The organism is Pseudomonas sp. LAMO17WK12:I5 (genome assembly GCF_900215165.1).
In the GTDB taxonomy this organism is placed as follows: Bacteria; Pseudomonadota; Gammaproteobacteria; order Pseudomonadales; family Pseudomonadaceae; genus Aquipseudomonas; species Aquipseudomonas putida_A.
This window is the reverse complement of the sequence record NZ_OBDS01000012.1, coordinates 58,444-83,099: the sequence shown is the minus strand read 5'-3', so window position 1 is coordinate 83,099 and position 24,656 is coordinate 58,444. Positions and strand designations below refer to the sequence as shown.

The following is a 24,656-nucleotide window of genomic DNA, read 5'->3' as shown; positions in this document are numbered from 1 at the left end:
AGACATTGCCAACCCAGCAGGTTGGCACAGGACACAGGACACCCCATGGCCATCATCCGCCCGACGCTCGAACAAGTGCAGGATCTCGCCAGCCGCCTGCACATACAGTTGACTCCCGAGCAAGCCAGCGAATACCTGGCGCTCATGCAATCCAGTTTTGATGCCTACGATCTCGTCGATGAGTTGCCAGACTTCATCCCCCCGGTGTGCTACGAGCGCAGTGCCGGTTACCGCCCTTCAAGTACGGACAATCCGCTGAACGCCTGGTACTACAGAACCGAGGTGATGGGCGCCAGTTCGGGCAAGCTTGCCGGCAAGACGGTTGCGCTCAAGGACAATATCTCTCTGGCCGGTGTCCCGATGATGAACGGTGCCTCGCCACTGGAAGGATTCGTACCGTCGTTTGATGCCACTGTGGTGACACGTCTGCTCGACGCTGGCGCCACCATCCTCGGCAAAGCCACTTGTGAACATTACTGCCTCTCCGGTGGTAGCCATACCTCAGACCCAGCCCCTGTGCACAATCCTTATCGCCATGGATTCACCACCGGCGGCTCGTCTTCCGGCAGCGCAGCGCTGGTGGCGTCGGGTGAAGTCGACCTGGCTGTCGGTGGCGACCAGGGCGGCTCCATCCGCATTCCGGCAGCCTGGTGCGGCATTTACGGAATGAAACCCACCTTCGGTCTGGTGCCCTATACCGGCGTCATGGCGATCGAGGCAACTTTCGATCATGTCGGCCCGATGACGAGCAACGTCCGCGATAACGCTTTGATGCTTGAAGTGATGGCCGGTGCCGATGGCCTCGACCCGCGCCAGAGCGCGCCCGAGGTCGATGCCTATAGCGATTATCTGGAACGAGGCGTGAGCGGGCTGCGGATCGGAATTCTCCAGGAAGGTTTCCAGCTCGCTAATCAGGACCCGCGTATCGCAGAAAAGGTCCGCAGCGCTATCGCTCGGCTCGAGGCGTTGGGCGCTCGGGTCGAGGAGGCCTCGGTTCCCGAACACAACCTGGCGGGGGCATTGTGGAGCCCTATCGGCTGTGAAGGCCTGACCATGCAAATGATGCACGGCAACGGCGCGGGCTTTAACTGGAAAGGGCTTTACGACGTGGGCCTGCTGGACAAACAGGCCGGTTGGCGCGATCAGGCCGAAGCACTGTCACCGTCACTCAAGCTGTGCATGTTCGTGGGTCAGTTCGGTCTGGAGCGCTACCACGGTCGCTACTACGCCAAGGCCCAGAACATTGCACGCTTTGCCCGGGCCGCCTATGACCGGGCGCTGAATACCTATGACCTGCTCGTCATGCCGACCGTGCCGATCACCGCCCAGCCACTCCCTGAACCGGGCTCTTCCATCACCGAAACCGTCACGCGTGCGTTGGAGATGCTGGGCAATACCGCCGCTCAGGACATTACCGGGCACCCCGCCATGTCGATCCCTTGCGGCCTGGTGGACGGACTGCCTGTGGGGCTGATGCTTGTCGGAAAACATTATGCCGAAGGCACCCTCTATCAAGCGGCAGCGGCATTCGAGGCCTCTGTCGATTGGCGGACGTTGTAAACCGGCGCATCGCACTGAACGTGAGTAGCAAATTCAGAGGGGTCAATACATGAGCCATACGCACGAACATCATCACGATCACGATCACACCGAGCCCCCCGAGGCCATCGCCCTGCGTGTCAAGGCGCTCGAATCCCTGCTGATCGAAAAGGGTCTGGTCGACCCGACCGCCATGGATGCACTGGTGGACACTTACCAGCACAAGGTCGGCCCGCGCAACGGCGCTCAGGTGGTCGCCAAGGCCTGGTTCGATCCCGATTACAAAAAACGGCTGCTGGAAGATGCCACCGCGGCGATTGCCGAATTGGGTTTTTCCGGCGTGCAGGGCGAAGACATGGTGGTGGTGGAGAACACCGCGGCCGTGCACAACGTGACGGTCTGCACGCTGTGCTCCTGTTACCCCTGGCCGACGTTGGGCCTGCCCCCCGCCTGGTACAAATCCGCGCCCTATCGCTCACGGATAGTCATCGATCCGCGCGGCGTACTGGCCGAATTCGGTTTGCTTGTTCCCGATGACAAGGAAGTGCGGGTCTGGGACAGCAGTGCCGAGTTGCGCTACCTGGTACTGCCGGAACGTCCGGCGGGCACAGACGGCTGGAGCGAGGAACGCCTGATCGAGCTGGTGACGCGTGACGCCATGATCGGTACCGGCCTGGCCAAGACACCGGGCGACGCAGCCTGACCCTGCGAAGGAGAAAACCATGAACGGTGTACACGACTTAGGCGGTATGCACGGGTTCGGCCCGGTGCTCACCGAAGACAACGAACCGGTGTTCCATCACGACTGGGAACGCAGGATCTTTCCGCTGTTTGCCTCGCTCTTCGTCGGCGGCTACTTCAATGTCGACGAATTCCGCCATTGCATCGAACGCATGCAACCGGCGGAATACTTGCAGTCGAGTTACTACGAACACTGGCTGCACGCCTTCGAGACCCTGCTGCTGGAAAAAGGCGTGATCAGCGCTGGCGAACTGCAGGGCGCGGTCAAACCGACCTCGCCGACGCAGCAGCCAACGGTGCTCACACCAGACATCGTCGAGGCGGTGACTCTTGGCGGCGCTTCATCCAGGGCGAAGGAGCCTGTCGCCGGCCGTTTCCGGGTCGGTGACCGAGTGCGGACGAAAAATTTCAATCCAACCACCCACACCCGACTGCCACGCTACGCGCGCGGCAAGGTCGGGACCATCGAGATTTCGCACGGTGCGTTTGCCACCCCGGACACCATGGCCCACGGTCTGGGCGAACAACCGCAACAGGTCTATGCCGTGCGCTTCAGTGCGACAGAACTGTGGGGCGTGGCGCGACCGGACAGTGTCTGCATTGATCTGTGGGACAACTATCTGGAGGCCGTATGAACGCCAGCAAGCTTCACATCCCGCCCATCACCGGGCTATCTCTCGACAATGAAGGCCCAGTGTTCGACCAACCCTGGCAGGCCCAGGCCTTTTCCCTGCTGCTACACCTGCACCAAACCGGTCTATTTCCCTGGAAGGACTGGGTGCAGACATTCAGCGATGAGATCAAGGCAAGCCCGGCGCAGCCCGGAGAAAGCATCAACGACGCTTACTACCGGCAGTGGATTGCGGCCATGGAAAGGATGGTTACCGCGCTCGGTTTGACCGCTTTCGAAGACATCACCCGGCGCACCGAGGAATGGCAGCAAGCCTACGTGAACACGCCCCATGGACAACCGGTCACGCTGCTTAATGCGAGTTGCCCACCGCCCCACGGACACGAGCACGAACACCTGCCACGGCGCGAGCCGGTAGCGATCAGCCGAGCCGCAAACTGAGACCGCAGTCATCCGTTTTTTACTGTCGAGGCCGCGAAGCGGCCAAGGAGCAATCGTCATGCATATCGAACCTGATCTGGTGGAAGCCGGAAAACTCTGGCTGAGCTATGTCACTGCCGCAGGTGTCGGCGCCTACACCGTCAAACTCGCTGCGCAAGCCATCGGTGAGCGTGGGGTCTTTTCGCTGCTGGCTCGGACTGTCACTGCCACGGCCCTGGTCTTCAGCTTCTTCGAGCTGCTGCCGCACTATCCGGTCGGTGTTTCCGAGGTGCATCTCATCCTGGGGTCAACGCTGTTTCTGCTGCTTGGCGCCGCACCTGCTGCGGCGGGTCTCGCCCTGGGGCTGCTGATTCAGGGCCTGTTCTTCGCGCCATTCGACCTGCCGCAATATGGCATGAACGTCACCACGCTACTGGTACCGCTGTGCGCAGTCGCTGCCCTGGCCAAACGCATCATTGCGCCCGACACGCCGTATGTGGAACTGAGCTACAGACAAGCGCTGGGGCTGTCGACCGCCTTTCAGGCAGGCATTGTCGCCTGGGTGGCGTTCTGGGCTTTCTACGGAAAAGGCTTCACAGCCGAAAACGCCCTGTCAGTTCTGTCCTTTGGCAGTGCCTACATGACCGTAATCACCCTCGAACCGCTGCTGGACCTGGCCGTACTGGCCGCGGCCAAGGCCAGCCATCGTCTGCGGGGTAGTTCGCTGCTCGAACGCCGTCTGTACCAGGCCGCCTGAGTCGACGCACTCCAGTCCAGATCGGCCTGCCCCGAGCATTCGAAGAGCGTAATGCTCGGGGTATCAACCGCAAGAACCGCCCCGCGACTGCCGTAGCAGCCGCGAACGCTGAAGATGGCTTCCTATGGCTTACTGATCTTGAACCAGATGGAGTACATCGCCGGCAGGAACACCAGCGTCACGATGGTTCCGACGAACGTGCCGCCGATCAGTGTGTAAGCCAGCGTGCCCCAGAACACCGAGTGCGTCAGTGGAATGAACGCGAGGATGGCGGCCAGCGCAGTCAGCAGTACCGGGCGAGCACGCTGTACCGTGGCTTCGATCACGGCGTGAAACGGATCAAGCCCTTCTTGCGCGTTGTGATGGATTTGTCCGATCAGGATCAGTGTATTGCGCATCAGAATCCCCGACAGGGCGATCAACCCGACCAAGGCGTTGATACCGAACGGCTGCTGGAAGAGCAGCAGTGTCGGCACCACACCAATCAGCCCGAGTGGCGAGGTGAGGAACACCATGATCATTGCCGATACCGAGCGCACCTGCAGAATGATGATCAGCAGTGTGACGGCGATCATGATCGGCAGCAGTGGCAAGATCGCTTGGCCGGCCTTGCCCGACTCCTCGATCGCCCCCGATTGCTCGATACGATAACCCTCCGGGAGCGTGTCGATGACCGGCTGCAGCGCCTTCGTGATAACACTTGAAACGTCCGGAGGCTGCAAGCCTTCGGCAATGTCGCCCCGTACAGTAATGGTCGGCGTGCGGTCACGACGCCGCAGGACGGGATCCTCCATGCGCACATCCACTGTCCCCACTTGCGACAGCGGAATCCGCTGGCCCGCCGTGCCTACCAGCGTAAAGCCTTGAATTTTTGCAGGGTCGAGCCGGATGTCCCCCGCCGCTCGCCCGGTCACTTGTACCGAACGGATGTCCTCACGAACGGCCGTGATCGGTACCCCGGCAAGCAGAAACTGCAACTGCTGCGCGACCGCACTGGAGGTCAGCCCCACCGCCTGCAAGCGGTCCTGATCCAGGGTGAAATGCAGCGCGGGTGTCAGCGGTCCCCAGTCACTATTGACGGTTCGCATCAAGGGGCTCGCCTGCATCACCGTCTGCACCTGAGCGGCAATCTCACGCAATGTCGAGGGATCGGGCCCCATCACCCGGTAAGCGACAGGAAACGGTGAATACGGACCAAACACCAACTGCGTCACCCTGACCCGCGCTTCTGGAGCCAGCCCTTCGGCGACGGCCTCGCGCAGACGGAGCTTGAGGACTTCCCGTGCCTCCTGACTCTGCGTCAACACCACAATCTTCGCGAAAGACGGATCAGGCAGTTCCGGCGCCATGGCCAGGTAGAAACGCGGCGCACCCTGTCCGATATAGGCCGTGACGATTTTTGCTTCAGGCTGCTTTTGCAGCCAAGCCTCGACTTTGGCGGTGGTGATACTCGTCTGCTCGATGGAGGTTCCATAGGGCATTTGCACTTCAATCAACACTTCGGGACGGTCCGAGGTGGGGAAGAACTGCTTCTTGACCAGGCTCATGCCGACAACGGCCAGGACAAACGTCGCGATCACAGTACCGGCGACCAGCCATTTGCGGGCAATGACGCGCGTCAAGATCCGGCGGAAGCGGTTGTAATTGGGCGTGTTGTAAATGGCCGCGTGACCACCTTCGACCTGTTTGATGTCCGGCAACAGCTTCACGCCCAGATAGGGGGTAAAGGCCACCGCAACCACCCATGAGGCAATCAGGGCAATGCCTACGATCCAGAACATGTTGCTGGTGTACTCGCCAGCGGTCGATTGCGCGAAGCCGTTAGGCAGAAAGCCGATAGCGGTCACCAGCGTGCCGGAAAGCATCGGTGCGGCAGTGTGACTCCAGGCATACGCGGACGCTTTGATGCGGTCGTAGCCCTCCTCCATTTTCACCACCATCATCTCGATCGCAATGATGGCGTCGTCCACCAGCAGTCCAAGCGCCAGGATCAGCGACCCCAAGGTGATCCGGTCAAAGTTCTTGCCCGTTGCCGCCATCACCACAAACACCACGGCGAGCGTCAGTGGCACCGCTGCGGCCACGACAATACCGACGTGCCAGCCCATGCTGAGAAAGCACACCAGCATCACCACCAGCAAGGCGACGAAGAACTTGATCATGAACTCGTCGACGGCTGAACTGATATTCACCGACTGATCGGTGACCTTGCTGAGTGTCATGCCCAGTGGCATGCCTTCGTTGATCCGGGTGGTCTCCACGTCCAGTGCCTTGCCCAGGTCCAGGCCGTTCCAGCCCTCGCGCATCACCACACCCAATAACAGCGCTTCCTCACCATTGTTACGCACAAGGAAGGTGGCCGGATCTTCGTAACCCCGCTCGACCGTCGCAACGTCCGAGAGCTTCAAGGTACGTCCCTGAATCGCCAGCGGTGTGTCACGAATCTTCTGCAATTTGTCGAAGGCGCCGTCGAGACGCAGGAAGACTTCTGGCCCCTTGGTTTCAATCGAGCCGGCCGGCGTCAGCACGTTCTGATTGTTCAGCGCGGCAAAAATATCCTGCGGGGTCACCCCCAGCGTGGCCAGCCGATCATGGGAGAAAGAGACAAAGATGCGCTCGCTCTGCTCACCTATGATGTTGACCTTTTTCACGCCTGGCACATGCAACAGGCGCTGGCGCAGCGATTCGGCATCACGTACCAGCAGGCGCTGCGGCTCGCCTTTGGCTTTCAAGGCAAACAACGCAAAGGTCACATCTGCAAACTCATCGTTGACCATCGGGCCAATCACGCCGGCCGGTAGCTTGATCGACTCATCGTCGAGTTTTTTGCGCGCCTGGTAGAACTCCTCCTGCACTTGGGAGGGCGGTGTACGATCAAGCAGTGTCACCACGGTGAAGGCCAGACCCGGACGAGTGTAGGTTTCCGTACGGTCGTACCATTTCAACTCCTGCAGGCGTTTTTCCAGCGGCTCGGCGACCTGGTCCTGCATTTCCTGCGCGGTCGCGCCCGGCCACGCCGTGATGACCGTCAGCTGCTTGACCGTAAACGGCGGGTCCTCCGCGCGCCCGAGCTGGAAAAACGCGAGGATCCCGGCAACACCGATCAGGAAGATCAGGAACACCGTGATCGAACGCTCGCGAACGGCGAGCGCCGAAAGATTGAAACGCCCCTGGCTCATGGACGGCTCCCGGCAACCTGGACGTCAGCCTGTTGAGCCAGTCTTACCTCCTCACCCTCGCGCAGAAGATGTGCGCCTAAAGCGACAACTTGCTCACCGACCTTGAGTTCACCGTCGACACGCGCAATGTCATCGCTCACGCCCAATATCTGCACAGGCCGCCAGTTCACCTTGGTCGGGTTGCCAGCAATCACCCAGAGGCCGGGGCCTTTGCCTGGGTCATAAACCGCCGCCAGCGGCACTTGCAACACCTGTGCATTTGCGCGGCTGCCAGCGATCTGCAGCGTAACGGTCGAACCCAACGGCGCATTGGCCAGCGCGCCCTCCAGCACATACCGCGCCTCAAAGGTGCGCGTCATGCGATCGGCCGAATCAGACAGCAGCCGCAGCCTGGCTGTCACGGCACCCGAGGTGTTGCCATAAAGTGTGGCCTGCGCGGTTGAACCTGCCGCCGGACGTAGCGTCTCGGGCAGGTGCACGATGGCTTCGCGCTGCCCTGCCCGCGCCAGTCGAACCACGGCTTGCCCGGGGCTCACCACTTGTCCTGGCTCGGCCAGCGTCTCCACCACCACGCCATCGGAATCAGCAAGCAACACCGCATAACCGGACGCATTGCGAGCGACATCAGCCTGCGCTTGCGCCGCGCTCAACTGAGCTTTGGCGGTATCTGCGGCGGCTTTGATCTGATCGTAGGCCGAGGCCGAGATGGCGCCGGCGGCGACCAGATCGCGATACCGGGCCTCGTCATCCGCGGTCTGTATGGCTCGCGCCCGGGCGGCCATGACCGACTCTTGCTGCGCCCGCGCCTGCAGCCCGAGATCAATCGGGTCGAGACGCATCAGTGGCTGACCTCGTTTGACCGTCTGGCCTGTGTCAACCAGGCGCTCGAGTATTTTGCCCGAGACCCGAAAACCAAGGTCAGCCTCGACGCGGGCGATCACGACCCCCGTGAAAGAACGTGAAGTATCTGATGCGGCCTGAACCGCAGCGGACCTCACCACCGGGGCATGCGTACGGGGATCGTCAACGACGGATGAGTCGCCACACGCCGTCAGGACGAGCGGCAACAGACAAACGGCAATCGGTACAGCTAGAGGCCGGCGCATAGGTTCCGTTACTCAAGAATAGGACATGGTCGGCATTTTCAGCGCGGTGACTATTAATGTCAATGGTCACTCATTTTAAGTGGATGGCGCACATAGACAAGATATCGTTGACCTCAATGTCGTGACCATCATTTAATATGGTCACTTATCATCTTCGTCGCAGGTACCTCAATGTCTCCTGTTCGCCCTGTCACGCTTTTGGTGACCGCCAGTCTGATGGCAGGCTGCGCGGTCGGTCCCGACTATCAACAGCCTGCCCTCGCGCTTCCCGATCGTTACCTGAGTCAGCCAGCAGCCGAACAGACGCCGGCAACGGCGCCGGCCCGGCTGGTCAACTGGTGGGAGAGTTTTAACGATCCCGTGTTGACCGGTTTCGTCACCCAGGCGCTGGAACAGAACCTCGATCTGGCACAAGCAGCGGCGCGGGTCACACAGGCACGGGCAGGATTGGGGGCCGCCAATGCCGCTCTGTTGCCCTCCGGGAGCATTGATGGCCAGGCCGCACGCGCCTATCAATCCGTCGAAACGCCGCTCGGCCAGGTGTTGAACTCAACGCCTGGCTATGATCGCTACGGAAGTTCCTACGAGCTCAACCTCAATGCCGGCTGGGAGATTGATGTCTTTGGCGGGTTGAGACGCGAGCGCGAAGCCGCACTCGCCGAATACCAGGCCTCCGAGGCGGGCGCGACCGCCACACGCCTGGCCATTGCAGCGCAGACGGCCGATATCTACATCACCCTCCGTGGGTTGCAGGCGCGACTGGAGATTGCCAACCGCCAAGTCGAAACCCAGCAGGGACTGCTGGAGAAAGTCCGCCTGCTCTACGGCAAGGGCCTCGCTGCCCGCTATCAGGTTCAACAGACTGAGGGCGCGCTGGCGCAAGTCCAGGCGAGCGTGCCAGTGCTGCAGACCGGCCTGGATGCCGCAATGAATGCGCTGGACGTGATGCTCGGCACCCCGCCGGGGACTCACCGCACGCAACTGACCGGTACGGCGAGCATTCCTGTTGTGCCGCCGATAAACGCCTCGGGAACGCCGGCCGATCTGCTGCGTCGCCGGCCGGATCTGATCGTCGCCGAGCGCCGCCTGGCAGCCTCCAATGCACGCATCGGCGTGGCGATTGCCGAGTACTACCCGAAACTTTCGCTCAGCGCATTGCTCGGTAGCGCCACGGCTGTTTCCGGCGGCAACCTGTTCACCGGCGGCGCCAGTCAGTCAGCGGCGGTCCTTGGGTTGCGCTGGAGACTTTTTGACGTAGGCCGGATAAACGCGCAGATCGATCAGGCCAAAGGACAGGAAGCCGAAGCGCTGGCCGCTTATCGTCAGTCGGTGTTACGCGCCACTGAGGATGTCGAGAATGCCTTCTCCGCCCTGGTGAACCGAAACCTTCAGGCCACCACGCTCGCGGGAGGCGAGGCTTCTCTGACCCAGGCTCGCCAATCGTCTTTTATTGCCTATGGAAAAGGCACCGCGAGCCTGATTGATGTGCTCCACGCCGACGAAACATTGCTCCAGGCTTCCGATGCCCGTGCGCAAGCGCGGACAGAATCGGCGCGGGCTGCGGTTGCGGCATTCAAAGCGCTCGGCGGCGGCTGGCAAGTTCCCGAAACCCTGCCTGTTGCGTCGCGATGAAGTTCGCCAGCTTTGCAAAGAATTTGGCTCGACAGTACGCAGCAAAAGGTCGATCGCGGTTTTGACGTGGGCCACGCCACGGCGTTTTCATCAGAACCTGATGGCCAAAGTCATGGGGGGTTGATCTATAAAAAAGGGCCAACCTCTCTGCGAGAATCGGCCCGATCAACATGCCCTTGCGTGTGTGGGGTCGGGAGGCAGCACGCACTCCCGGCCCCACATTGTGAGTACAGTCCTCAGCTAAAAACGGTAGCTGACAGACGTACCGAGCCCGCTCGCACTGTTCTTGTACCTGGCGCTGTAGGCACCTCTGGATGGCGAGCTGTCGTTGACCTTCACGCTCTCCTCCCAGAGATAGGAGTAAGCGAAGTCGATGGTGACATTTTCCACCGGCGTCCAGCCTGCACCGAAGCTGATAACCTTTCGATCGCCCGTAGGAATACGGGGGCCGCGATTGGTATTGTTGGCGGGTGATTGATCTACCGAAAACCCGCTACGCAACACCCACTGGCTATTCAATTGATAAGCGGCACCGATGGCGTGTGCCCACGTGTCATGCCAGTTCTGCTCTTCGCTGATCGTCCCTAATTGACCGCTCAGCAACGGCGGCAGGCCGCTGTTTTCGATGGTCAGCTCCTTGAAGCGACTCCAGCGCGTCCAGGTGCTACCGACATAGAGCGTCCAGTCGTTATTGAATTGATGCGTGGCCGAAAAATCCACCGACTCCGGCGTATCCACATCCAGCGATGCGTCATAACTGCGGCCGCTGACGCCCAGCACGCTGAAGATGCCATCAGTGACCTTGGTTTTCGCATCCAGGTGGTAACTGACTTTGGAGTGATAAGTCAGCCCCAGGCGGGTCTGATCTGTCGCCTGCACCAGCACACCGGCGTTGAAGCCCAGCGCGGTGTCATCACCCGTGCTTTTGAGCTTGCCGTCATTGCGCCCCGGGGTTAATGGATTGGGCACCATGCCCGATATCTCTCCACCGATACGGTTGATGGTCGGACCGAAACCGATCGAGACTTTTTCGTTAAAAGCGTAACTGATGGTCGGTTGGAAAGTCAGCGTGGTGACTTCGCTCTTGTTGGCGTAATAGCGTCCGGCAAACCCACTGCCGTAGTCGGTGATCAACCCGAAGGGTACATAAAACCCGACGCCGAATGCCCAGTGCTCATCGATGGGTTTGACGTAATAGCCCATCGGTACGGTGGTCGTGGGCACCATGTCGCCGTCTTCCTTGCCACCGAACGTACTGCGAGTCCGGCTGATATCGGACTTGGCGAACAATGTCGCCGCCCCCACGCTGACCTGCTCTTGTTTAAGTCGCGCCATGCCCGCCGGGTTGCCGTAGATCGTACTGGCGTCTTCGGCCGATGAAGATCGCCCGGCAAACCCGGACCCCATCCCGCTGATGCTTTGTTCGTTGAGTGCAAAGCCACCGGCCAGCACATTGGAAGACGCAAGCACGACGGCCAGGCCCACGGGGCTCTTGAGCATTATTCTTTTCATTGTTGGGACTCTATGGAGATCACTGGAATAGAACATCGAACTACATCGAAGCCATATTATCCATGTGACCAATTCAGTCAATGGTCACGAAGAGCGAAATGTTGCGCCCTCCCGGCACTCATTGGCCGGGAACGGAAAACGTCATGTGGGGGATGTGGTTTTGACTCGAATCGACTGACAGATTTGACCAGCGACAGTCAGGGCATGAGGCTGCGCAGGATGAGGTTGGAGGTCAGCGTGGGCGCTTGCTCGATGAAATCCAGATTGTGCTGCAACAGCAAGGGGTTGACGAAAGGTCGCAGCGCCAGATCGATCGCCTCGACAGTCTCGTCCAGTGGAGTCTTGCGCTCGAACTCCCCCGCTTCTCGTCCTTGCCGCACGATGTCGACAATAAAGTCTTTGATCTGTGCTTCATACACCTGGGCACTGTGCCAACGCTCCGAGGCGGAAAACGCCGCGATGTCGTAAAGCTTGCGGTCGTTGAAGAACAGATTCACACCCGTGGCAATGACGGTTTTTACCAATCTGCGCAAACGCTCGGTCGCCGAAAGAGATTCTTCGTTAACGGCCTGTTCGACGGCTGCAACGATTTGCCCCAGACAATTGGCGCAAATGGCCTCGCCAATCGCCTGTTTCGAGTCAAAAAATTTATAGATGTACGCCTTGGAAAAACCGATGGCCTTGGCCAGGTCGGAAACCGTGGTTTTCGCGTAGCCATACTGGCTGAAGTGCTCATTGGCCGCGGCGACAATCTGGTCACGAATGTCGTGCTCGGCCGGGCCACGAGTGTTTGGCGAGGAGGCAGATATTGATAGCTGATTCATGACAGCAGCTTACTCATCCTATGGCGGGCTGACAACTTGTGACCACACAGGAATAAGGTCACAAGTCTGGCGATTTCAGATGAGGCCAGCCGTTACATCTGCTTGCCGTTACGCGCAGTGATCGCCACGGTAGTCGGCGAATCAGCCAAGGGAACAAAGCGTCGGGTTGAACCATCCAGCGCATCGATGCACCCCGCCTCGATGTCGTAGACCCATCCGTGCAGATTCATGCGCCCTTGCTCGAGCGCGAGGGCCACGGAGGGGTGCGTGCGCAGGTTCGCCAGTTGCGCGATCACATTTTCCCGAACCAGACCATCGAGCTTCGCGCGCGGTGTGTCGAATTCATGCGCCGCGTTGATCGCTTTCGCAGCGTCCGCGTGACGCAGCCAATTGGCGACCGCAGGAAGATGATCCAGACAGGTGCAGCGCGATATCGCGCCCATCGCTCCGCAGTCCGAGTGCCCGCAGATCACGATGTCCTGTACGCCGAGCACGGCGACTGCATATTCGACGGTAGCCGACACGCCACCGGGTTCGGGACCATACGACGGCACAATGTTGCCGGCGTTGCGGATCACGAATAGTTCACCGGGTTCGCGCTGTGTAAGAAGCTCAGGCACTACACGACTGTCCGAGCAAGTAACGAATAACGCCTTCGGATTTTGTGAGGTCGCGAGTTGCTTGAACAGCTCGACACGTTGCGGATATACCTCACGCTGAAAGCGCAGAAAGCCGTCGATAATGTCACGCATGAAGTTCTCCAAATCCTGATGCCGGATGCTTGCAAAAGTACTCGATATGAAAGGTCGTGGGTGTTTTCAGCGCTGCAATAGCCGCTTCGTCATCACCATCGACGTCTGCAGCGACTGCCCCGTGCGCTGCAGTTTGTTCAACAGACTGGCACCCAACCAGAGTTGGTACAGGGTTTCTGCCAGTTGCCGAGCGTCAGTCTGCGGCAAACTTTTATCCAGCTGCCCTTCTTCCAGGCACGTCGTGATGCGCGCAACGATGCGCTCGGCGCCGTCGCGCAAGGTGAGGCGCATCGACTCGGACAGGTCGGCGACTTCCGCGCTCAACTTCACCACCAGACATTCATCACCATGGCCTTCCAGGGTGCAGCGGTTCTGCCAGCCCTGCCAGTAATCCATCAGCCGCTCATAGGCACTGAGGCCGGGCAGAGTCAGGCGTCGCTCCATATCTGCCAGGTAGCCGACAAAGTAGTCTTCCAGCAACGCCTGGCCGTAGAGTTCCTTGGATTTGAAGTAGTGATAGAACGAGCCCTTGGGCACACCGGCGGTCTGCAGGATCTCGCTCAGGCCAACGCTGGTGAAGCCCTTTTCGGCCATCATGCGGTGGCCAGTGTCGAGCAGGTGTTGGCGGGTATCGTCGTAGGTCGGTTTCATGGGGCGCAAAATACCAAACATTAGACCAGTCGTATATTTCTGATGGGCAGGAGTTTGCCACAGTGATGGCCCGGAAACACGGGCGTAAAAATTTACTAGACGACCGGTCTAATATAAATCTATTCTGTGGCCGTCACTCCTTCCGAGGTGTCGCAGACGAACCCGTCGAGGACACCAGACCAATACAGGGCGCTCTATGAAAATCTTGATGGTTCTGACTTCCCACGATCAGCTTGGCAACACCGGCAAGAAAACCGGCTTCTGGCTCGAAGAGTTCGCGGCCCCCTACTACGCCTTCAAGGATGCCGGCGCGCAGATCACTCTGGTATCGCCGGCCGGCGGCCAGCCACCGCTCGATCCGAAAAGCGATGAGCCCGATGCGCAAACCGCTGAAACCGATCGCTTCCGCAAGGACCCTGCTGCTCAGCAGGCGCTGGCCAATACCGGGCGCCTGGCGGATGTCAGCGCCGAGGATTTCGATGCCGTGTTTTATCCCGGTGGCCATGGCCCACTGTGGGATCTGGCCGAAGACAAACACTCGATTGCGCTGATCGAAGCGTTCGACCGCAGCAACAAACCTCACGGTTTCGTCTGCCATGCGCCGGGCGTTCTGCGTCGCGTGGTGGCTGCCGATGGCAAGCCGTTGATTCAAGGCCGGGACGTCACCGGTTTCACCAACGCTGAAGAAGCCGCGGTAGGCCTGACCGATGTCGTGCCGTTCCTGATCGAAGACGAATTCCAGCGTCTCGGCGGCCGCTACTCCAAAGTCGCTGACTGGCAGGTTCACGTGGTGACCGATGGCCAACTGGTGACGGGGCAAAACCCTGCCAGCTCGGCAGCCGTCGCCGAAAAACTGCTGAAACTGTTGGCCTGAGCCCTCCAGCGTCCAGACACCGTGCGCATCCCGCACGGTGTTTTTTTACCGCATTACTAGTCGACTGGTCTAATAAGGCCAAAACAGGAATCACATGAAAAACAGCCCTTACTTCACCCCCGTCAAACTGGGCCTGCACACCCTGAAGAACCGCATCGTCCTGCCACCCCTCACCCGCCAGCGCAGCACACAACCGGGCAATGTCGCCAACGCATTGATGGCCGAGTATTACCAGCAACGCGCCGGCGCCGGTCTGCTGGTTACCGAAGGCACGCAGATCGAGCCTCGCGGTCAGGGCTACGCCTGGACTCCCGGCATTCACACCCCTGAGCAAATTGCCGGATGGCGCACAGTCACCGAAGCGGTGCATGCACAGGGCGGCGTGATATTCGCCCAGCTTTGGCACGTCGGCCGTGTGTCCCACACCGCGCTGCAGCCTGATGGGGCGGCACCGGTTTCAGCGTCCGCCATCGCCACCGAGCGAGTCAGCGTGTTCATCGAAACTGCGCCGGGCGCCGGCGAGCTGGTTACGCCATCCGCGCCGCGAGCACTGAGCACCGATGAAGTCCAGGAACTGGTTCAGCTCTATATACAGGCGGCGCGCAATGCGATGGACGCCGGCTTCGACGGAATCGAACTGCACTGCGCCAACGGCTATCTGGTGAACCAGTTCATTTCTGCCCACAGCAATGTGCGCACCGATCAGTACGGTGGCTCGCTGCACAACCGCCTGCGCTTTCTGCGCGAAGTGGTGTCGGGTGTCGCCGAGTGCATCGGTAAAGAGAAAGTCGGCGTACGTTTCGCGCCGCTGTTCACCACCACCGATGAAGCGCGCACCTATCTGGGCATGGTCGAAGAGGACCCACACACCACTTACATCGAAGCGATCAAGGTGCTTGAGGATGTGGGCATTGCCTACCTGTCCATCGCCGAAGCGGACTGGGACGACGCGCCCGCGATGCCGCAAATCTTCCGCCGTGCAGTGCGCGATACCTTCAGTGGCGCGATCATCTACGCCGGGCGTTACAACGCTGAATCCGGTGCGCAATTGCTTGAATCGGGCCTGGCGGATCTGGTGGCTTTCGGCCGTCCGTTCATGGCCAACCCGGACCTGCCGGCGCGCATCGCCAATGACTGGCCGCTCAATCCACTGAATCCCGCGACGGTCTACGGCGGCAATGCCGAAGGCTATGTGGATTACCCGACCTACAGCGAATAATTCCGCGAATTCGCACAGCGCTCCCACTCACCGGGAGCGCTTCCTCTTCTCCCCCGCTATACCCGCAACCTCGCGCGCTGCGCTGCGAGGTTTTCGCATCTGCACAAAAAAGATTGCCGATTGATTGTCAGGTTTATTTTTTCAGCCTATCTTGAATAAAACCTATACAAAGCACTTCTTTACGTACAACTCTTCCGCTACGGATTGGCCCCCACGCACAGCACTGCCGCGAGCACTCTGAATGAACCCACTACTAGCCAGCCATTACCGCGAAATCCTCGTCGGCGTCGGTGAGAATCCCGAGCGCGAAGGTCTGCTCGACACACCCCAACGTGCGGCCAAAGCGATGCAGTATCTGTGCAACGGCTATTCAATGAGTCTGGAAGATGTCACCAACGGTGCCCTGTTCGAATCGCAGAGCGATGAGATGGTGATCGTCAGTGACATCGAGCTCTATTCCTTGTGCGAGCACCACATGCTGCCTTTCATCGGCAAGGCACACGTGGCGTACATCCCCACCGGCAGGGTGCTGGGATTGTCGAAAGTAGCGCGCGTGGTGGACATGTTCGCCCGCCGTCTGCAGATCCAGGAAAACCTCACCCGGCAAATCGCCGAGGCGATCCAGCAGATCACCGATGCCGCCGGCGTGGCCGTGGTCATTGAAGCCAGGCACATGTGCATGATGATGCGCGGCGTCGAAAAGCAGAATTCGATCATGACCTCTTCGGTGATGCTCGGTGCCTTTCGCGACAGCTCCACGACGCGTCAGGAGTTCCTGCAATTGATCGGGCGGCGAAGTTGATTTCCGACCTTCGACAGGCGCGATAAACCTGTACACAGCAACCCCACTGTACAAGCACGATATTCCTATTTTCACCCCTATACCTGTGCACTCAGGGAGAACGGCAATGGCCCGACTTGTGCTCTTACTGGCTCTGGCACTCGGCGTTGCAAGCTGCGGCAGCGTGGATGTCAGCCACTATGCCGATCAGCAACCGACGCTGGATCTGCAACGCTTTTTCAGCAAACCCGTGAAAGCCTGGGGGATGTTTCAGAAGCGCTCCGGGGAAGTGGTCAAGCGCTTTGAGGTCAACATCGTCAGCCATCGTGAAGGCGACAACCTGATTCTCGATGAGCGCTTCCTGTACAGCGACGGCACGCGCCAACGCCGCGTCTGGACCCTGACGCCCGAGGGCCAGGGGCGCTGGCGCGGGCGTGCGGGTGATGTGGTGGGCGTCGCCACAGGTCAGGTCGCCGGAAATGCGCTGCACTGGCGGTATCGCCTGAACCTGCCGGTTGATGGCTCGACCTATGAAATGAGCATGGACGACTGGATGTACCAGATGGACGAAGACACGCTGATCAATCGCACCCGCATGTCCAAACTCGGGGTTGAAGTCGGTCAGGTGACCTTGTTCTTCCGTCGCCAGAGCGCGGGAGAAAATCAATGAACAGTGCTGAATTGATAGGCAAGGAGTGAAGCATGAATCTGCAAACCCTGACCGAACGTGCGGCCAACAGCGAAATACGTGAGCTGGAGTTGCTGTCGCTTGAAGGTGGTTTTTATCTGGCCCGCATCCGTCTGGATCACGGCCAGTTCACCTTGCTCGACGATGCAGCCAAACCGATGCATCTGCGCTCGATCACCCATCTGCGTGACCTGCTGCAGACTGTGCCGGCATTCCCCTGCGTGTTGGTGCAGCAATGCGTGCACGACGAAATGTGCGGGCGTGATAGCGGGCCCGTCGAAGAGCTGCGGATTCCGTTTTCGTTGACCACATCGCTATGAAACGGATGCTGTGAATGAACCAGAACCGTCGGTTGTGCCTGGTACTGGGCGATCAGTTGTCCTTCGACTTGGCTTCCTTGCAGACGCTCGATAGCGAGCGCGACACTGTGCTGCTGGTCGAGGTCATGGAAGAAGCCAGCCATGTGCCGCACCACCCGCAAAAAATTGCCCTGATCTTCAGTGCCATGCGCCATTTCGCCCAGGCCCTGCGAGATCAGGGCGTTCGTGTCGAATACGTGACCCTGGATGATCCGCACAATAGCGGCTCGGTGCCGGGGGAATTACGCCGCTGGCAACAGCGGTTGCAGGTCGAAGAAGTGCACGTCACCGAATGCGGGGACTGGCGCCTGGAGCAATCAATCAGGGACTGTGGCTTGCCCATCCATTGGCACGCGGATACGCGTTTTCTGTGCAGTCGCGCCGAGTTCGCCGCCTGGGCCGCCGGCAAAAAGCAGTTGCGAATGGAGTTCTTCTATCGCGAGATGCGCCGCAAGAGTCGCTTGCTGCTCAATGGCGACGGCACGCCGGTGGGTGGTGCGTGGAATTTCGATTCGGAGAATCGCAAGGCCCTGCCCAAAGGCGTGAAAGCCCCCTACCCTATCCGTTTCGGCAACGACGTCATCACTGGCGAAGTGCTGGATCTGGTGAAGGCGCGCTTCAGTCAGCATTACGGTGCACTCGACGACTTCAACTACCCGGTCACCCACGCCGACGCGCAGGCGCTGTGGGAGTATTTTCTGGATTTTGGCCTGGCAGGATTCGGCGACTATCAGGACGCCATGGCCAGTGACGAACCGTTCCTGTTTCACGCGCGCATCAGCGCTGCGCTCAACATAGGCCTGCTGGATTTGCGGCAGTTGTGCAGTGACGTCGAGTCGGCCTATTGGGCCGGCAGGATTGCCCTGAATGCTGCCGAAGGCTTCATTCGGCAACTGATCGGCTGGCGGGAATATGTGCGCGGCGTGTACTGGCTGAAAATGCCGAACTACGCACTGGGCAACGCATTCGGCAACGACCGGCCACTGCCCGAGTTCTACTGGACTGGCGCTACGCAGATGAACTGCATGCGCCAGGCCATTGGCCAGAGTCTGCAGCACGCCTACGCGCACCACATTCAGCGGCTGATGGTCACCGGCAATTTTGCCCTGCTCGCCGGCATCGCGCCGAGCCAGATCTGTGAGTGGTACCTGGCGATCTATATGGACGCCTTTGACTGGGTCGAGCTGCCCAACACGCTGGGCATGGTCATGCATGCCGATGGCGGTTACCTCGGTTCCAAACCCTATTGCGCCGGTGGCCAATACATCAATCGCATGTCCGACTACTGCCGAAGCTGCGCCTACAAGGTCAGCGAAAGTACCGCGGACAATGCCTGCCCGTTCAATGCGTTGTACTGGCATTTTCTGATGCGCCACGGCGAACAACTGCGCGGCAATCAGCGCATGGCGATGATGTACAAGAACCTCGACCGCATGCCACCAGCCAGACAGGAGGCGCTGTGGCAACGCGGGCAAAACCTGTTGGCGCGTCTGGATAACGGCGAATCGATCTGAAATGAGTGCTCGCATGCGTGAGTGGTGAAACTTAAGCACAGCGCGCCCGGTCAACGGATGATTGGCGCTCAAGTCCCCTGCGAGCGCGACGTTCACTGCTCGCGTTGTGCCTACGCGCTCTATGAAGCCAGCCCCTGAACATTCAATAAAGCAGGTCACATGGATACCCTTGAACACCTTAGTCGCGAAGCGCTTGAGTCAGAGGTAAGGCGATTGCGCGCGGCGCTTCAGTGCCCTCAGGTCGACACGCAGGACGTTGACCTCGATCGCGACATGGCGGCGCAACTGCAAGCCAGTCGGGATGCGCTCGCCCGCAGCGAGGCTCGCTTCATCACCATTCTGGAAACCATCGAATCGGCGTTCGCCATCGTCAAGGTCAAATTCGACGCTGACGATAAACCCGTCGATTACTACTTCGTCGAAGCCAACCCGGCGTTCGAACACCAATGCGGGGTCAACCTGCGCGGCAAATGGGTGACCGAGTTCGCGCCCAATCTGGAAAGCTTCTGGTTCGAAACCTACGGCCATGTGGCCAAAACCGGAGAGCCGGCGAACTTCGAAAATTACGCCAACACCTTCGAACGCTGGTTCGACGTGCGCGCGGTGCGTGTCGGCGATCCGGCCGACCGGCAGATCGCGATCCTGTTCAACGACGTCACCCAGCGGCGCGACGCCGAGGAGCGTTTGCGTGCCAGTGAAGCGCTGGCGCGGGAGAACGTCGAGCGTGTGCAACTGGCGCTCGCCGCCGGTGCGATCATCGGCACCTGGCACTGGGACCTGCTCACCGACCGTTTTGCCGTGGACGAAGCGTTCGCCCGGGTGTTTGACCTCGACCCGGCGCTGGGCCGCGAAGGGCTGAGCCTCGAACAAGTCATGGTGACCGTGCATCCCGAAGACCAGGATGGACTGACCACCGCGATCAACGAAGCCATCGGCCGTGGTGGCGCCTACTCCCACCAGTACCGTGTGCGCCGCACAGACGGCAAATATCAGTGGATCGAAGCCAACGGCCGTGTTGAGTGTGCCGATGATGGAACGCCGCTGCGCTTTCCCGGCGTGCTGATCGATGTCGAGGAGCGGCGCAATGTCGAAGCGGAGCGCGACCGCGCCATCGCCGCGTTGCGCGCGCTCAACGATACGCTGGAGCAGCGCGTGTCATCGCGCACCGCAGAGTTGATGCAGGCCGAAGAGAAGCTGCGTCAGTCGCAGAAAATGGAAGCCGTCGGCCAACTGACCGGGGGCCTGGCGCATGACTTCAACAATTTGCTGGCCGGCATTTCCGGCGCGCTGGAGTTGATGGGCGCGCGCATAAGTCAGGGCCGGCTGAACGAAGTCGACAAGTACATGGTGACCGCCCAGGGCGCGGTCAAGCGAGCCGCCGCCCTGACCCACCGTCTGCTGGCGTTTTCCAGACGCCAGACCCTCGATCCGCGGCCAACCGATGTCAACACGCTGATGACCGGCATGACCGAACTGATCCAGCGTACGGTCGGCCCCAGCATCGTCCTGGAAACCCGCGCCGCACCGGGGCTCTGGCCAACGCTGGTGGATGCCAGCCAATTGGAGAATGCCCTGCTCAACCTGTGCATCAACGCTCGCGATGCGATGCCCGATGGCGGGCGCATCACCATCGAAACGGCCAACCGTGCGCTGGACTGCGAGACGGCGCGCACCCTGGACATGCCCGAGGGCGAATACCTGTGCCTGTGCGTGACCGATACCGGTACCGGCATGACTGCCGATGTGATCGCCAAGGCCTTCGACCCTTTCTTCACCACCAAACCGCTGGGCCAGGGCACCGGGTTGGGGCTGTCGATGATCTACGGTTTCGCCAAGCAGTCCGGTGGTCAGGTGCGCGTGCATTCGCAGGTCGGCCAGGGCACCGAGATGTGCATTTACCTGCCGCGCTACCATGGCGAGCCCGTGCCGAATCAGGATCACAAGGACAACACGCCGGCAGCCTTGCCCAAATCTGGCGAGACAATTCTGGTGGTGGACGACGAGCCTACGGTGCGTGCGCTGCTGACAGACGTGCTCGGCGATCTCGGCTACACCTTGATAGAGGCCGCTGACAGTGTGGTCGGGCTGAAGATGTTGCGCTCGGACATTCACATCGACTTGCTGATCACCGACGTCGGCTTGCCGGGTGGCATGAATGGTCGGCAACTGGCCGATGCCGGCCGGGAAATCCGCCAGAACCTGAAGACCCTGTTCATCACCGGGTACGCAGAAAACGCGGTGATTGGCGCCGGTCAATTGGGCCCGGACATGCAGGTGCTGACCAAGCCGTTTGCCGTCGACACGCTGGTGGCGCGGGTCAGCGACCTGATGGCGATGAAATCCGAATGAGCGACCGTTGCGGCGCTGTAATCCCAGAGATAGTGGCTGCGGCCAAGGAGTGAAAAATGGTGACGTTTCTGATTTTTCTGATCGCGTGCGGCGCTGCGGCGACTACCGGGGTGATTTTCAAGCCCGGGCCATGGTACGAAGGGCTCAATAAACCCGGATTTACTCCACCCAACTGGGCGTTTCCGGTGGCCTGGACAATAATCTATCTATTGCTGGCCTGGGCCGGTTATCGCTTGAGTCTGATTCCTGGCAGTCAGACAGTACTGGCGCTATGGGCCGCGCAGATTGCCTTGAACACGTTGTGGACGCCGGTGTTCTTCGGCGCGCATCAGGTGGCCGCCGCCATGGTGATTCTGCTGCTGTTGTGGCTGGTGGTCGCGGTGATGGTGTTTATGGCATTGCGCCTGGATTTGATCACCGGGTTGATCCTGTTTCCGTATCTGGCCTGGTTGTGTGTGGCGGCGGCGTTGAATTTCTCGATTCTGCGCAATAACCGTGGTTGATGACGGCAGCTGTCATAACTCGCATTTTTTCTGACAAAAAGGCTCTTTTTCAGGCATTCAAAATATCTTTGCAACCCCTTGAAAGCGCAGGTCCCCGCTCAGGACGGGGATTTCGCAATGAACAACAGTTCATTACTGAATTAGTGATTTAACTAGGTAGTTACCTATCTATATAATGCACGCCTCATTTCAACGGGACATTCAACGTGAAGCAGAGTCAACGCCTCTCGGGCATATCAAAATTCATTCTGGTCGGGCTGGGGGTGATCATCGCCCTGCTCGGCCTGGCACTTGCGGCTGGCGGAGTGAAGCTGGTCAGCCTGGGAGGGTCGTGGTACTTCCTTGTGGGTGGTCTGGTGATGGCCGTTTCCGGTCTGCTGATCGCTCGCTTCAAGACGGCCGGCGCCTGGCTGTTCGCGGCGTTTCTGGTCGGGACAGCGATCTGGGCGGTGAGCGATGCCGGGCTGGTGTTCTGGCCGGTGTTCTCGCGTCTGTTCATGTTCAGCGCCGTGGGTCTGGCGGTGACGCTGGTCTATCCGCTGCTCAAGCGTGCCAACGGTGATGTTCCGGGTCGTGGCGCTTACGGCGTTGCCGCTGTCCTGGCCGTGGGACTGGCGGTGGCTGCCGGCAATATGTTCGTTGCGCACCCGACCGTCGCTGCCACCGGCACTGGCCCGGGCCTGACCCCGGTTGAGCCAGACAAGGCGCAAAAAGACTGGGCGCACTACGGTAATACCGAGGGCGGCAGCCGCTTTGCTGCGCTGGACCAGATCAACCGCAATAACGTCGACAAGCTGAAAGTGGCGTGGACCTACCACACCGGTGACGTCGCCGAGAGCGATGGCAACGGTGCCGAAGACCAGCTCACTCCGCTGCAGATCGGCAACAAAGTGTTCATCTGCACCCCGCACAACAACCTGATCGCGCTGGATGCCGACACCGGCAAAGAGCTGTGGAAGAACGCGATCAACGCCCAGTCGAAAGTCTGGCAGCGTTGCCGTGGCATGGCCTATTTCGATGCGACGAAAAGCATCGCTCAACCAAGCAATTCGAGCATCATCGAAGCCAAACCGGCGCCGGCCGCCAATTGCCAGCGCCGTCTGCTGACCAACACCATCGACGCCCGCCTGATCGCGGTCGATGCCGACACCGGCGAGTTCTGCCAGGGTTTCGGCAACAACGGTCAGGTTGACCTGAAGGCCGGTCTCGGTGACGTGCCGGACAGCTACTACCAGCTCTCCTCCGCGCCGTTGATGGCCGGTACCACTGTGGTGGTCGGCGGTCGTGTAGCCGACAACGTACAAACCGACATGCCGGGCGGCGTGATCCGTGGTTTTGACGTAATCACCGGCGCCATGCGCTGGGCCTTCGACCCGGGCAATCCGCAGGACAAAAAGGCCCCGGCCGACGGCAGCACGTATGTACGCAGCACGCCGAACAGCTGGGCGCCGATGTCCTACGATCCGGCGACTAACACCGTGTTCCTGCCGATGGGCAGCTCGTCCACTGACATCTATGGTGTCGAGCGCAGCAAACTCGATCACACCTACGGCGCCTCGATCCTCGCGCTGGACGCCACCACCGGTGATGAACGCTGGGTATTCCAGACCGTGCACAACGATCTCTGGGACTTCGACCTGCCGATGCAGCCGAGCCTGATCGACTTCACCAAGGACGGCAAAAGCGTTCCGGCGCTGGTCATCGGCACCAAGGCCGGGCAGATCTACGTGCTCGATCGTGCCACCGGCAAACCGTTGACCGAGGTTAAAGAAGTCCCGGTCAAAGCCGCGAACATCCCGAACGAACCGTACTCGCCAACCCAGCCGAAATCGGTGGGCATGCCACAGATCGGTGCCCAGCATCTGACTGAGTCGGACATGTGGGGCGCCACCCCGTACGACCAGTTGCTGTGCCGGATCGATTTCAAATCGATGCGTTACGACGGCCTGTACACCGCGCCGGGTACCGATAAATCCCTGAGCTTCCCGGGTTCGCTGGGCGGCATGAACTGGGGCAGCATCTCCACTGACCCGGTGCACGGCTTCATCTTCGTCAACGACATGCGCCTGGGTCTGTGGATTCAGATGATCCCGTCGCAGAACAAGGCGCAGGCCTCGTCCGGTGGTGAAGCGCTGAACACCGGCATGGGCGCGGTACCGCTCAAAGGCACGCCGTATGCGGTGAACAAAAACCGCTTCCTGTCGGTGGCCGGCATTCCGTGCCAGGCTCCGCCGTTCGGCACTCTGACCGCGATCGACATGAAGACCCAGAAAGTTGCCTGGCAGGTTCCGGTCGGCACCGTTGAAGACACAGGTCCGCTGGGCATCCGCATGCACCTGCCGATCAAGATCGGTCTGCCGACCCTCGGCGGCACCCTGTCGACCCAAGGTGGCCTGATCTTTATCGCCGGTACTCAAGACTTCTACCTGCGCGCCTTCAACAGCGGCAACGGTGAAGAGGTGTGGAAAGCGCGTCTGCCAGTTGGCAGTCAGGGCGGGCCGATGACCTTCGTTTCGCCGAAGACCGGCAAGCAGTACATCGTCATCACCGCCGGTGGTGCACGTCAGTCGACCGATCGCGGCGATTACGTGATGGCTTACGCCTTGCCGTAAACCGCAGCGCCCG

Annotated in this window: 21 protein-coding genes; 15 read left to right on the top strand and 6 right to left on the bottom strand. The window is 60.2% G+C overall.

The window, feature by feature from the left end; all coding sequences use genetic code 11:
- Positions 1 to 45: 45 nt before the first annotated feature.
- Genes CRO59_RS21535 through CRO59_RS21515 form a run of 5 tightly spaced genes read left to right on the top strand, consistent with a single transcriptional unit; the run spans position 46 to position 4,088 of the window.
- The gene (locus CRO59_RS21535) at positions 46 to 1,560 is read left to right on the top strand and encodes an amidase (RefSeq protein ID WP_096796028.1); all 1,515 of its coding nucleotides are present in this window, start codon (positions 46 to 48) and stop codon (positions 1,558 to 1,560) included.
- A gap of 49 nt (positions 1,561 to 1,609) precedes the next feature.
- Positions 1,610 to 2,242, top strand: a complete 633-nt coding sequence (nthA, locus tag CRO59_RS21530; RefSeq protein WP_097089782.1) for a nitrile hydratase subunit alpha — start codon at positions 1,610 to 1,612, stop codon at positions 2,240 to 2,242.
- A 19-nt stretch (positions 2,243 to 2,261) separates the two neighbouring features.
- Positions 2,262 to 2,915, top strand: coding sequence for a nitrile hydratase subunit beta (gene nthB, locus CRO59_RS21525; protein WP_097089784.1), 654 nt, complete (start codon positions 2,262 to 2,264; stop codon positions 2,913 to 2,915).
- On the top strand, positions 2,912 to 3,352 hold the full coding sequence (locus CRO59_RS21520; RefSeq protein ID WP_097089786.1) for a nitrile hydratase accessory protein: 441 nt from the start codon (positions 2,912 to 2,914) through the stop codon (positions 3,350 to 3,352). Before nthB ends, CRO59_RS21520 begins: the two co-directional genes overlap by 4 nt.
- Positions 3,353 to 3,410: 58 nt before the next feature.
- The gene (locus tag CRO59_RS21515; protein ID WP_097089788.1) at positions 3,411 to 4,088 is read left to right on the top strand and encodes an energy-coupling factor ABC transporter permease; all 678 of its coding nucleotides are present in this window, start codon (positions 3,411 to 3,413) and stop codon (positions 4,086 to 4,088) included.
- A 122-nt stretch (positions 4,089 to 4,210) separates the two neighbouring features.
- Here CRO59_RS21515 and CRO59_RS21510 read toward each other — a convergent pair whose 3' ends face one another.
- The gene (locus CRO59_RS21510) at positions 4,211 to 7,267 is read right to left on the bottom strand and encodes an efflux RND transporter permease subunit (RefSeq protein WP_097089790.1); all 3,057 of its coding nucleotides are present in this window, start codon (positions 7,265 to 7,267) and stop codon (positions 4,211 to 4,213) included.
- On the bottom strand, positions 7,264 to 8,373 hold the full coding sequence (locus CRO59_RS21505) for an efflux RND transporter periplasmic adaptor subunit (RefSeq protein ID WP_097089792.1): 1,110 nt from the start codon (positions 8,371 to 8,373) through the stop codon (positions 7,264 to 7,266). The genes CRO59_RS21510 and CRO59_RS21505 overlap by 4 nt, the downstream gene beginning before the upstream one ends.
- Positions 8,374 to 8,544: 171 nt before the next feature.
- On the opposite strand from CRO59_RS21505, the gene CRO59_RS21500 reads away from it, so the two are divergent.
- The gene (locus CRO59_RS21500) at positions 8,545 to 10,005 is read left to right on the top strand and encodes an efflux transporter outer membrane subunit (protein ID WP_097089794.1); all 1,461 of its coding nucleotides are present in this window, start codon (positions 8,545 to 8,547) and stop codon (positions 10,003 to 10,005) included.
- 240 nt (positions 10,006 to 10,245) lie between these two features.
- Here CRO59_RS21500 and CRO59_RS21495 read toward each other — a convergent pair whose 3' ends face one another.
- From CRO59_RS21495 to CRO59_RS21480, 4 genes are all read right to left on the bottom strand, one after another.
- On the bottom strand, positions 10,246 to 11,517 hold the full coding sequence (locus tag CRO59_RS21495; protein WP_097089796.1) for an OmpP1/FadL family transporter: 1,272 nt from the start codon (positions 11,515 to 11,517) through the stop codon (positions 10,246 to 10,248).
- 197 nt (positions 11,518 to 11,714) lie between these two features.
- Positions 11,715 to 12,341: a TetR/AcrR family transcriptional regulator gene (locus CRO59_RS21490; protein WP_097089798.1), complete on the bottom strand. Its 627-nt coding sequence runs from the start codon at positions 12,339 to 12,341 to the stop codon at positions 11,715 to 11,717.
- Between the two features lie 92 nt (positions 12,342 to 12,433).
- A complete protein-coding gene (locus tag CRO59_RS21485; RefSeq protein WP_027611791.1) occupies positions 12,434 to 13,093 on the bottom strand; it encodes a carbonic anhydrase in 660 nt (219 codons plus the stop codon).
- 66 nt (positions 13,094 to 13,159) lie between these two features.
- The gene (locus tag CRO59_RS21480; protein ID WP_097089858.1) at positions 13,160 to 13,744 is read right to left on the bottom strand and encodes a TetR/AcrR family transcriptional regulator; all 585 of its coding nucleotides are present in this window, start codon (positions 13,742 to 13,744) and stop codon (positions 13,160 to 13,162) included.
- Between the two features lie 196 nt (positions 13,745 to 13,940).
- Here CRO59_RS21480 and CRO59_RS21475 point away from each other — a divergent pair, with 196 nt between their 5' ends.
- From CRO59_RS21475 to CRO59_RS21435, 9 genes are all read left to right on the top strand, one after another.
- Positions 13,941 to 14,618 carry a type 1 glutamine amidotransferase domain-containing protein gene (locus tag CRO59_RS21475; protein ID WP_097089800.1) on the top strand — a complete coding sequence of 226 codons (678 nt, stop codon included), beginning with the start codon at positions 13,941 to 13,943 and terminating at the stop codon, positions 14,616 to 14,618.
- A 94-nt stretch (positions 14,619 to 14,712) separates the two neighbouring features.
- On the top strand, positions 14,713 to 15,837 hold the full coding sequence (locus CRO59_RS21470) for an alkene reductase (protein WP_097089802.1): 1,125 nt from the start codon (positions 14,713 to 14,715) through the stop codon (positions 15,835 to 15,837).
- Between the two features lie 241 nt (positions 15,838 to 16,078).
- Positions 16,079 to 16,639, top strand: a complete 561-nt coding sequence (folE, locus tag CRO59_RS21465; RefSeq protein WP_097089804.1) for a GTP cyclohydrolase I FolE — start codon at positions 16,079 to 16,081, stop codon at positions 16,637 to 16,639.
- A gap of 106 nt (positions 16,640 to 16,745) precedes the next feature.
- Positions 16,746 to 17,288, top strand: coding sequence for a DUF3833 domain-containing protein (locus tag CRO59_RS21460; protein WP_097089805.1), 543 nt, complete (start codon positions 16,746 to 16,748; stop codon positions 17,286 to 17,288).
- Between the two features lie 32 nt (positions 17,289 to 17,320).
- A complete protein-coding gene (locus CRO59_RS21455) occupies positions 17,321 to 17,626 on the top strand; it encodes a DUF6482 family protein (protein WP_097089806.1) in 306 nt (101 codons plus the stop codon).
- Positions 17,627 to 17,640: 14 nt separating this feature from the next.
- On the top strand, positions 17,641 to 19,179 hold the full coding sequence (locus CRO59_RS21450; protein ID WP_097089807.1) for a cryptochrome/photolyase family protein: 1,539 nt from the start codon (positions 17,641 to 17,643) through the stop codon (positions 19,177 to 19,179).
- Between the two features lie 159 nt (positions 19,180 to 19,338).
- Positions 19,339 to 21,528: an ATP-binding protein gene (locus CRO59_RS21445; protein WP_097089808.1), complete on the top strand. Its 2,190-nt coding sequence runs from the start codon at positions 19,339 to 19,341 to the stop codon at positions 21,526 to 21,528.
- Positions 21,529 to 21,587: 59 nt separating this feature from the next.
- Entirely contained in the window at positions 21,588 to 22,031 is a 444-nt protein-coding gene (locus CRO59_RS21440; protein ID WP_027611782.1) for a TspO/MBR family protein, read from the top strand.
- A gap of 206 nt (positions 22,032 to 22,237) precedes the next feature.
- Entirely contained in the window at positions 22,238 to 24,643 is a 2,406-nt protein-coding gene (locus CRO59_RS21435; protein ID WP_097089809.1) for a glucose/quinate/shikimate family membrane-bound PQQ-dependent dehydrogenase, read from the top strand.
- The last annotated feature ends 13 nt before the right edge of the window (positions 24,644 to 24,656 follow it).

Excerpts from the sequence above, each read along its gene's own strand:
- CRO59_RS21535 (WP_096796028.1), top strand. The coding sequence starts at position 46 with ATGGCCATCATCCGCCCGACGCTCGAACAAGTGCAGGATCTCGCCAGC.
- nthA (WP_097089782.1), top strand. The coding sequence starts at position 1,610 with ATGAGCCATACGCACGAACATCATCACGATCACGATCACACCGAGCCC.
- nthB (WP_097089784.1), top strand. The coding sequence starts at position 2,262 with ATGAACGGTGTACACGACTTAGGCGGTATGCACGGGTTCGGCCCGGTG.
- CRO59_RS21520 (WP_097089786.1), top strand. The coding sequence starts at position 2,912 with ATGAACGCCAGCAAGCTTCACATCCCGCCCATCACCGGGCTATCTCTC.
- CRO59_RS21515 (WP_097089788.1), top strand. The coding sequence starts at position 3,411 with ATGCATATCGAACCTGATCTGGTGGAAGCCGGAAAACTCTGGCTGAGC.
- CRO59_RS21510 (WP_097089790.1), bottom strand. The coding sequence starts at position 7,267 with ATGAGCCAGGGGCGTTTCAATCTTTCGGCGCTCGCCGTTCGCGAGCGT.
- CRO59_RS21505 (WP_097089792.1), bottom strand. The coding sequence starts at position 8,373 with ATGCGCCGGCCTCTAGCTGTACCGATTGCCGTTTGTCTGTTGCCGCTC.
- CRO59_RS21500 (WP_097089794.1), top strand. The coding sequence starts at position 8,545 with ATGTCTCCTGTTCGCCCTGTCACGCTTTTGGTGACCGCCAGTCTGATG.
- CRO59_RS21495 (WP_097089796.1), bottom strand. The coding sequence starts at position 11,517 with ATGAAAAGAATAATGCTCAAGAGCCCCGTGGGCCTGGCCGTCGTGCTT.
- CRO59_RS21490 (WP_097089798.1), bottom strand. The coding sequence starts at position 12,341 with ATGAATCAGCTATCAATATCTGCCTCCTCGCCAAACACTCGTGGCCCG.
- CRO59_RS21485 (WP_027611791.1), bottom strand. The coding sequence starts at position 13,093 with ATGCGTGACATTATCGACGGCTTTCTGCGCTTTCAGCGTGAGGTATAT.
- CRO59_RS21480 (WP_097089858.1), bottom strand. The coding sequence starts at position 13,744 with ATGAAACCGACCTACGACGATACCCGCCAACACCTGCTCGACACTGGC.
- CRO59_RS21475 (WP_097089800.1), top strand. The coding sequence starts at position 13,941 with ATGAAAATCTTGATGGTTCTGACTTCCCACGATCAGCTTGGCAACACC.
- CRO59_RS21470 (WP_097089802.1), top strand. The coding sequence starts at position 14,713 with ATGAAAAACAGCCCTTACTTCACCCCCGTCAAACTGGGCCTGCACACC.
- folE (WP_097089804.1), top strand. The coding sequence starts at position 16,079 with ATGAACCCACTACTAGCCAGCCATTACCGCGAAATCCTCGTCGGCGTC.
- CRO59_RS21460 (WP_097089805.1), top strand. The coding sequence starts at position 16,746 with ATGGCCCGACTTGTGCTCTTACTGGCTCTGGCACTCGGCGTTGCAAGC.
- CRO59_RS21455 (WP_097089806.1), top strand. The coding sequence starts at position 17,321 with ATGAATCTGCAAACCCTGACCGAACGTGCGGCCAACAGCGAAATACGT.
- CRO59_RS21450 (WP_097089807.1), top strand. The coding sequence starts at position 17,641 with ATGAACCAGAACCGTCGGTTGTGCCTGGTACTGGGCGATCAGTTGTCC.
- CRO59_RS21445 (WP_097089808.1), top strand. The coding sequence starts at position 19,339 with ATGGATACCCTTGAACACCTTAGTCGCGAAGCGCTTGAGTCAGAGGTA.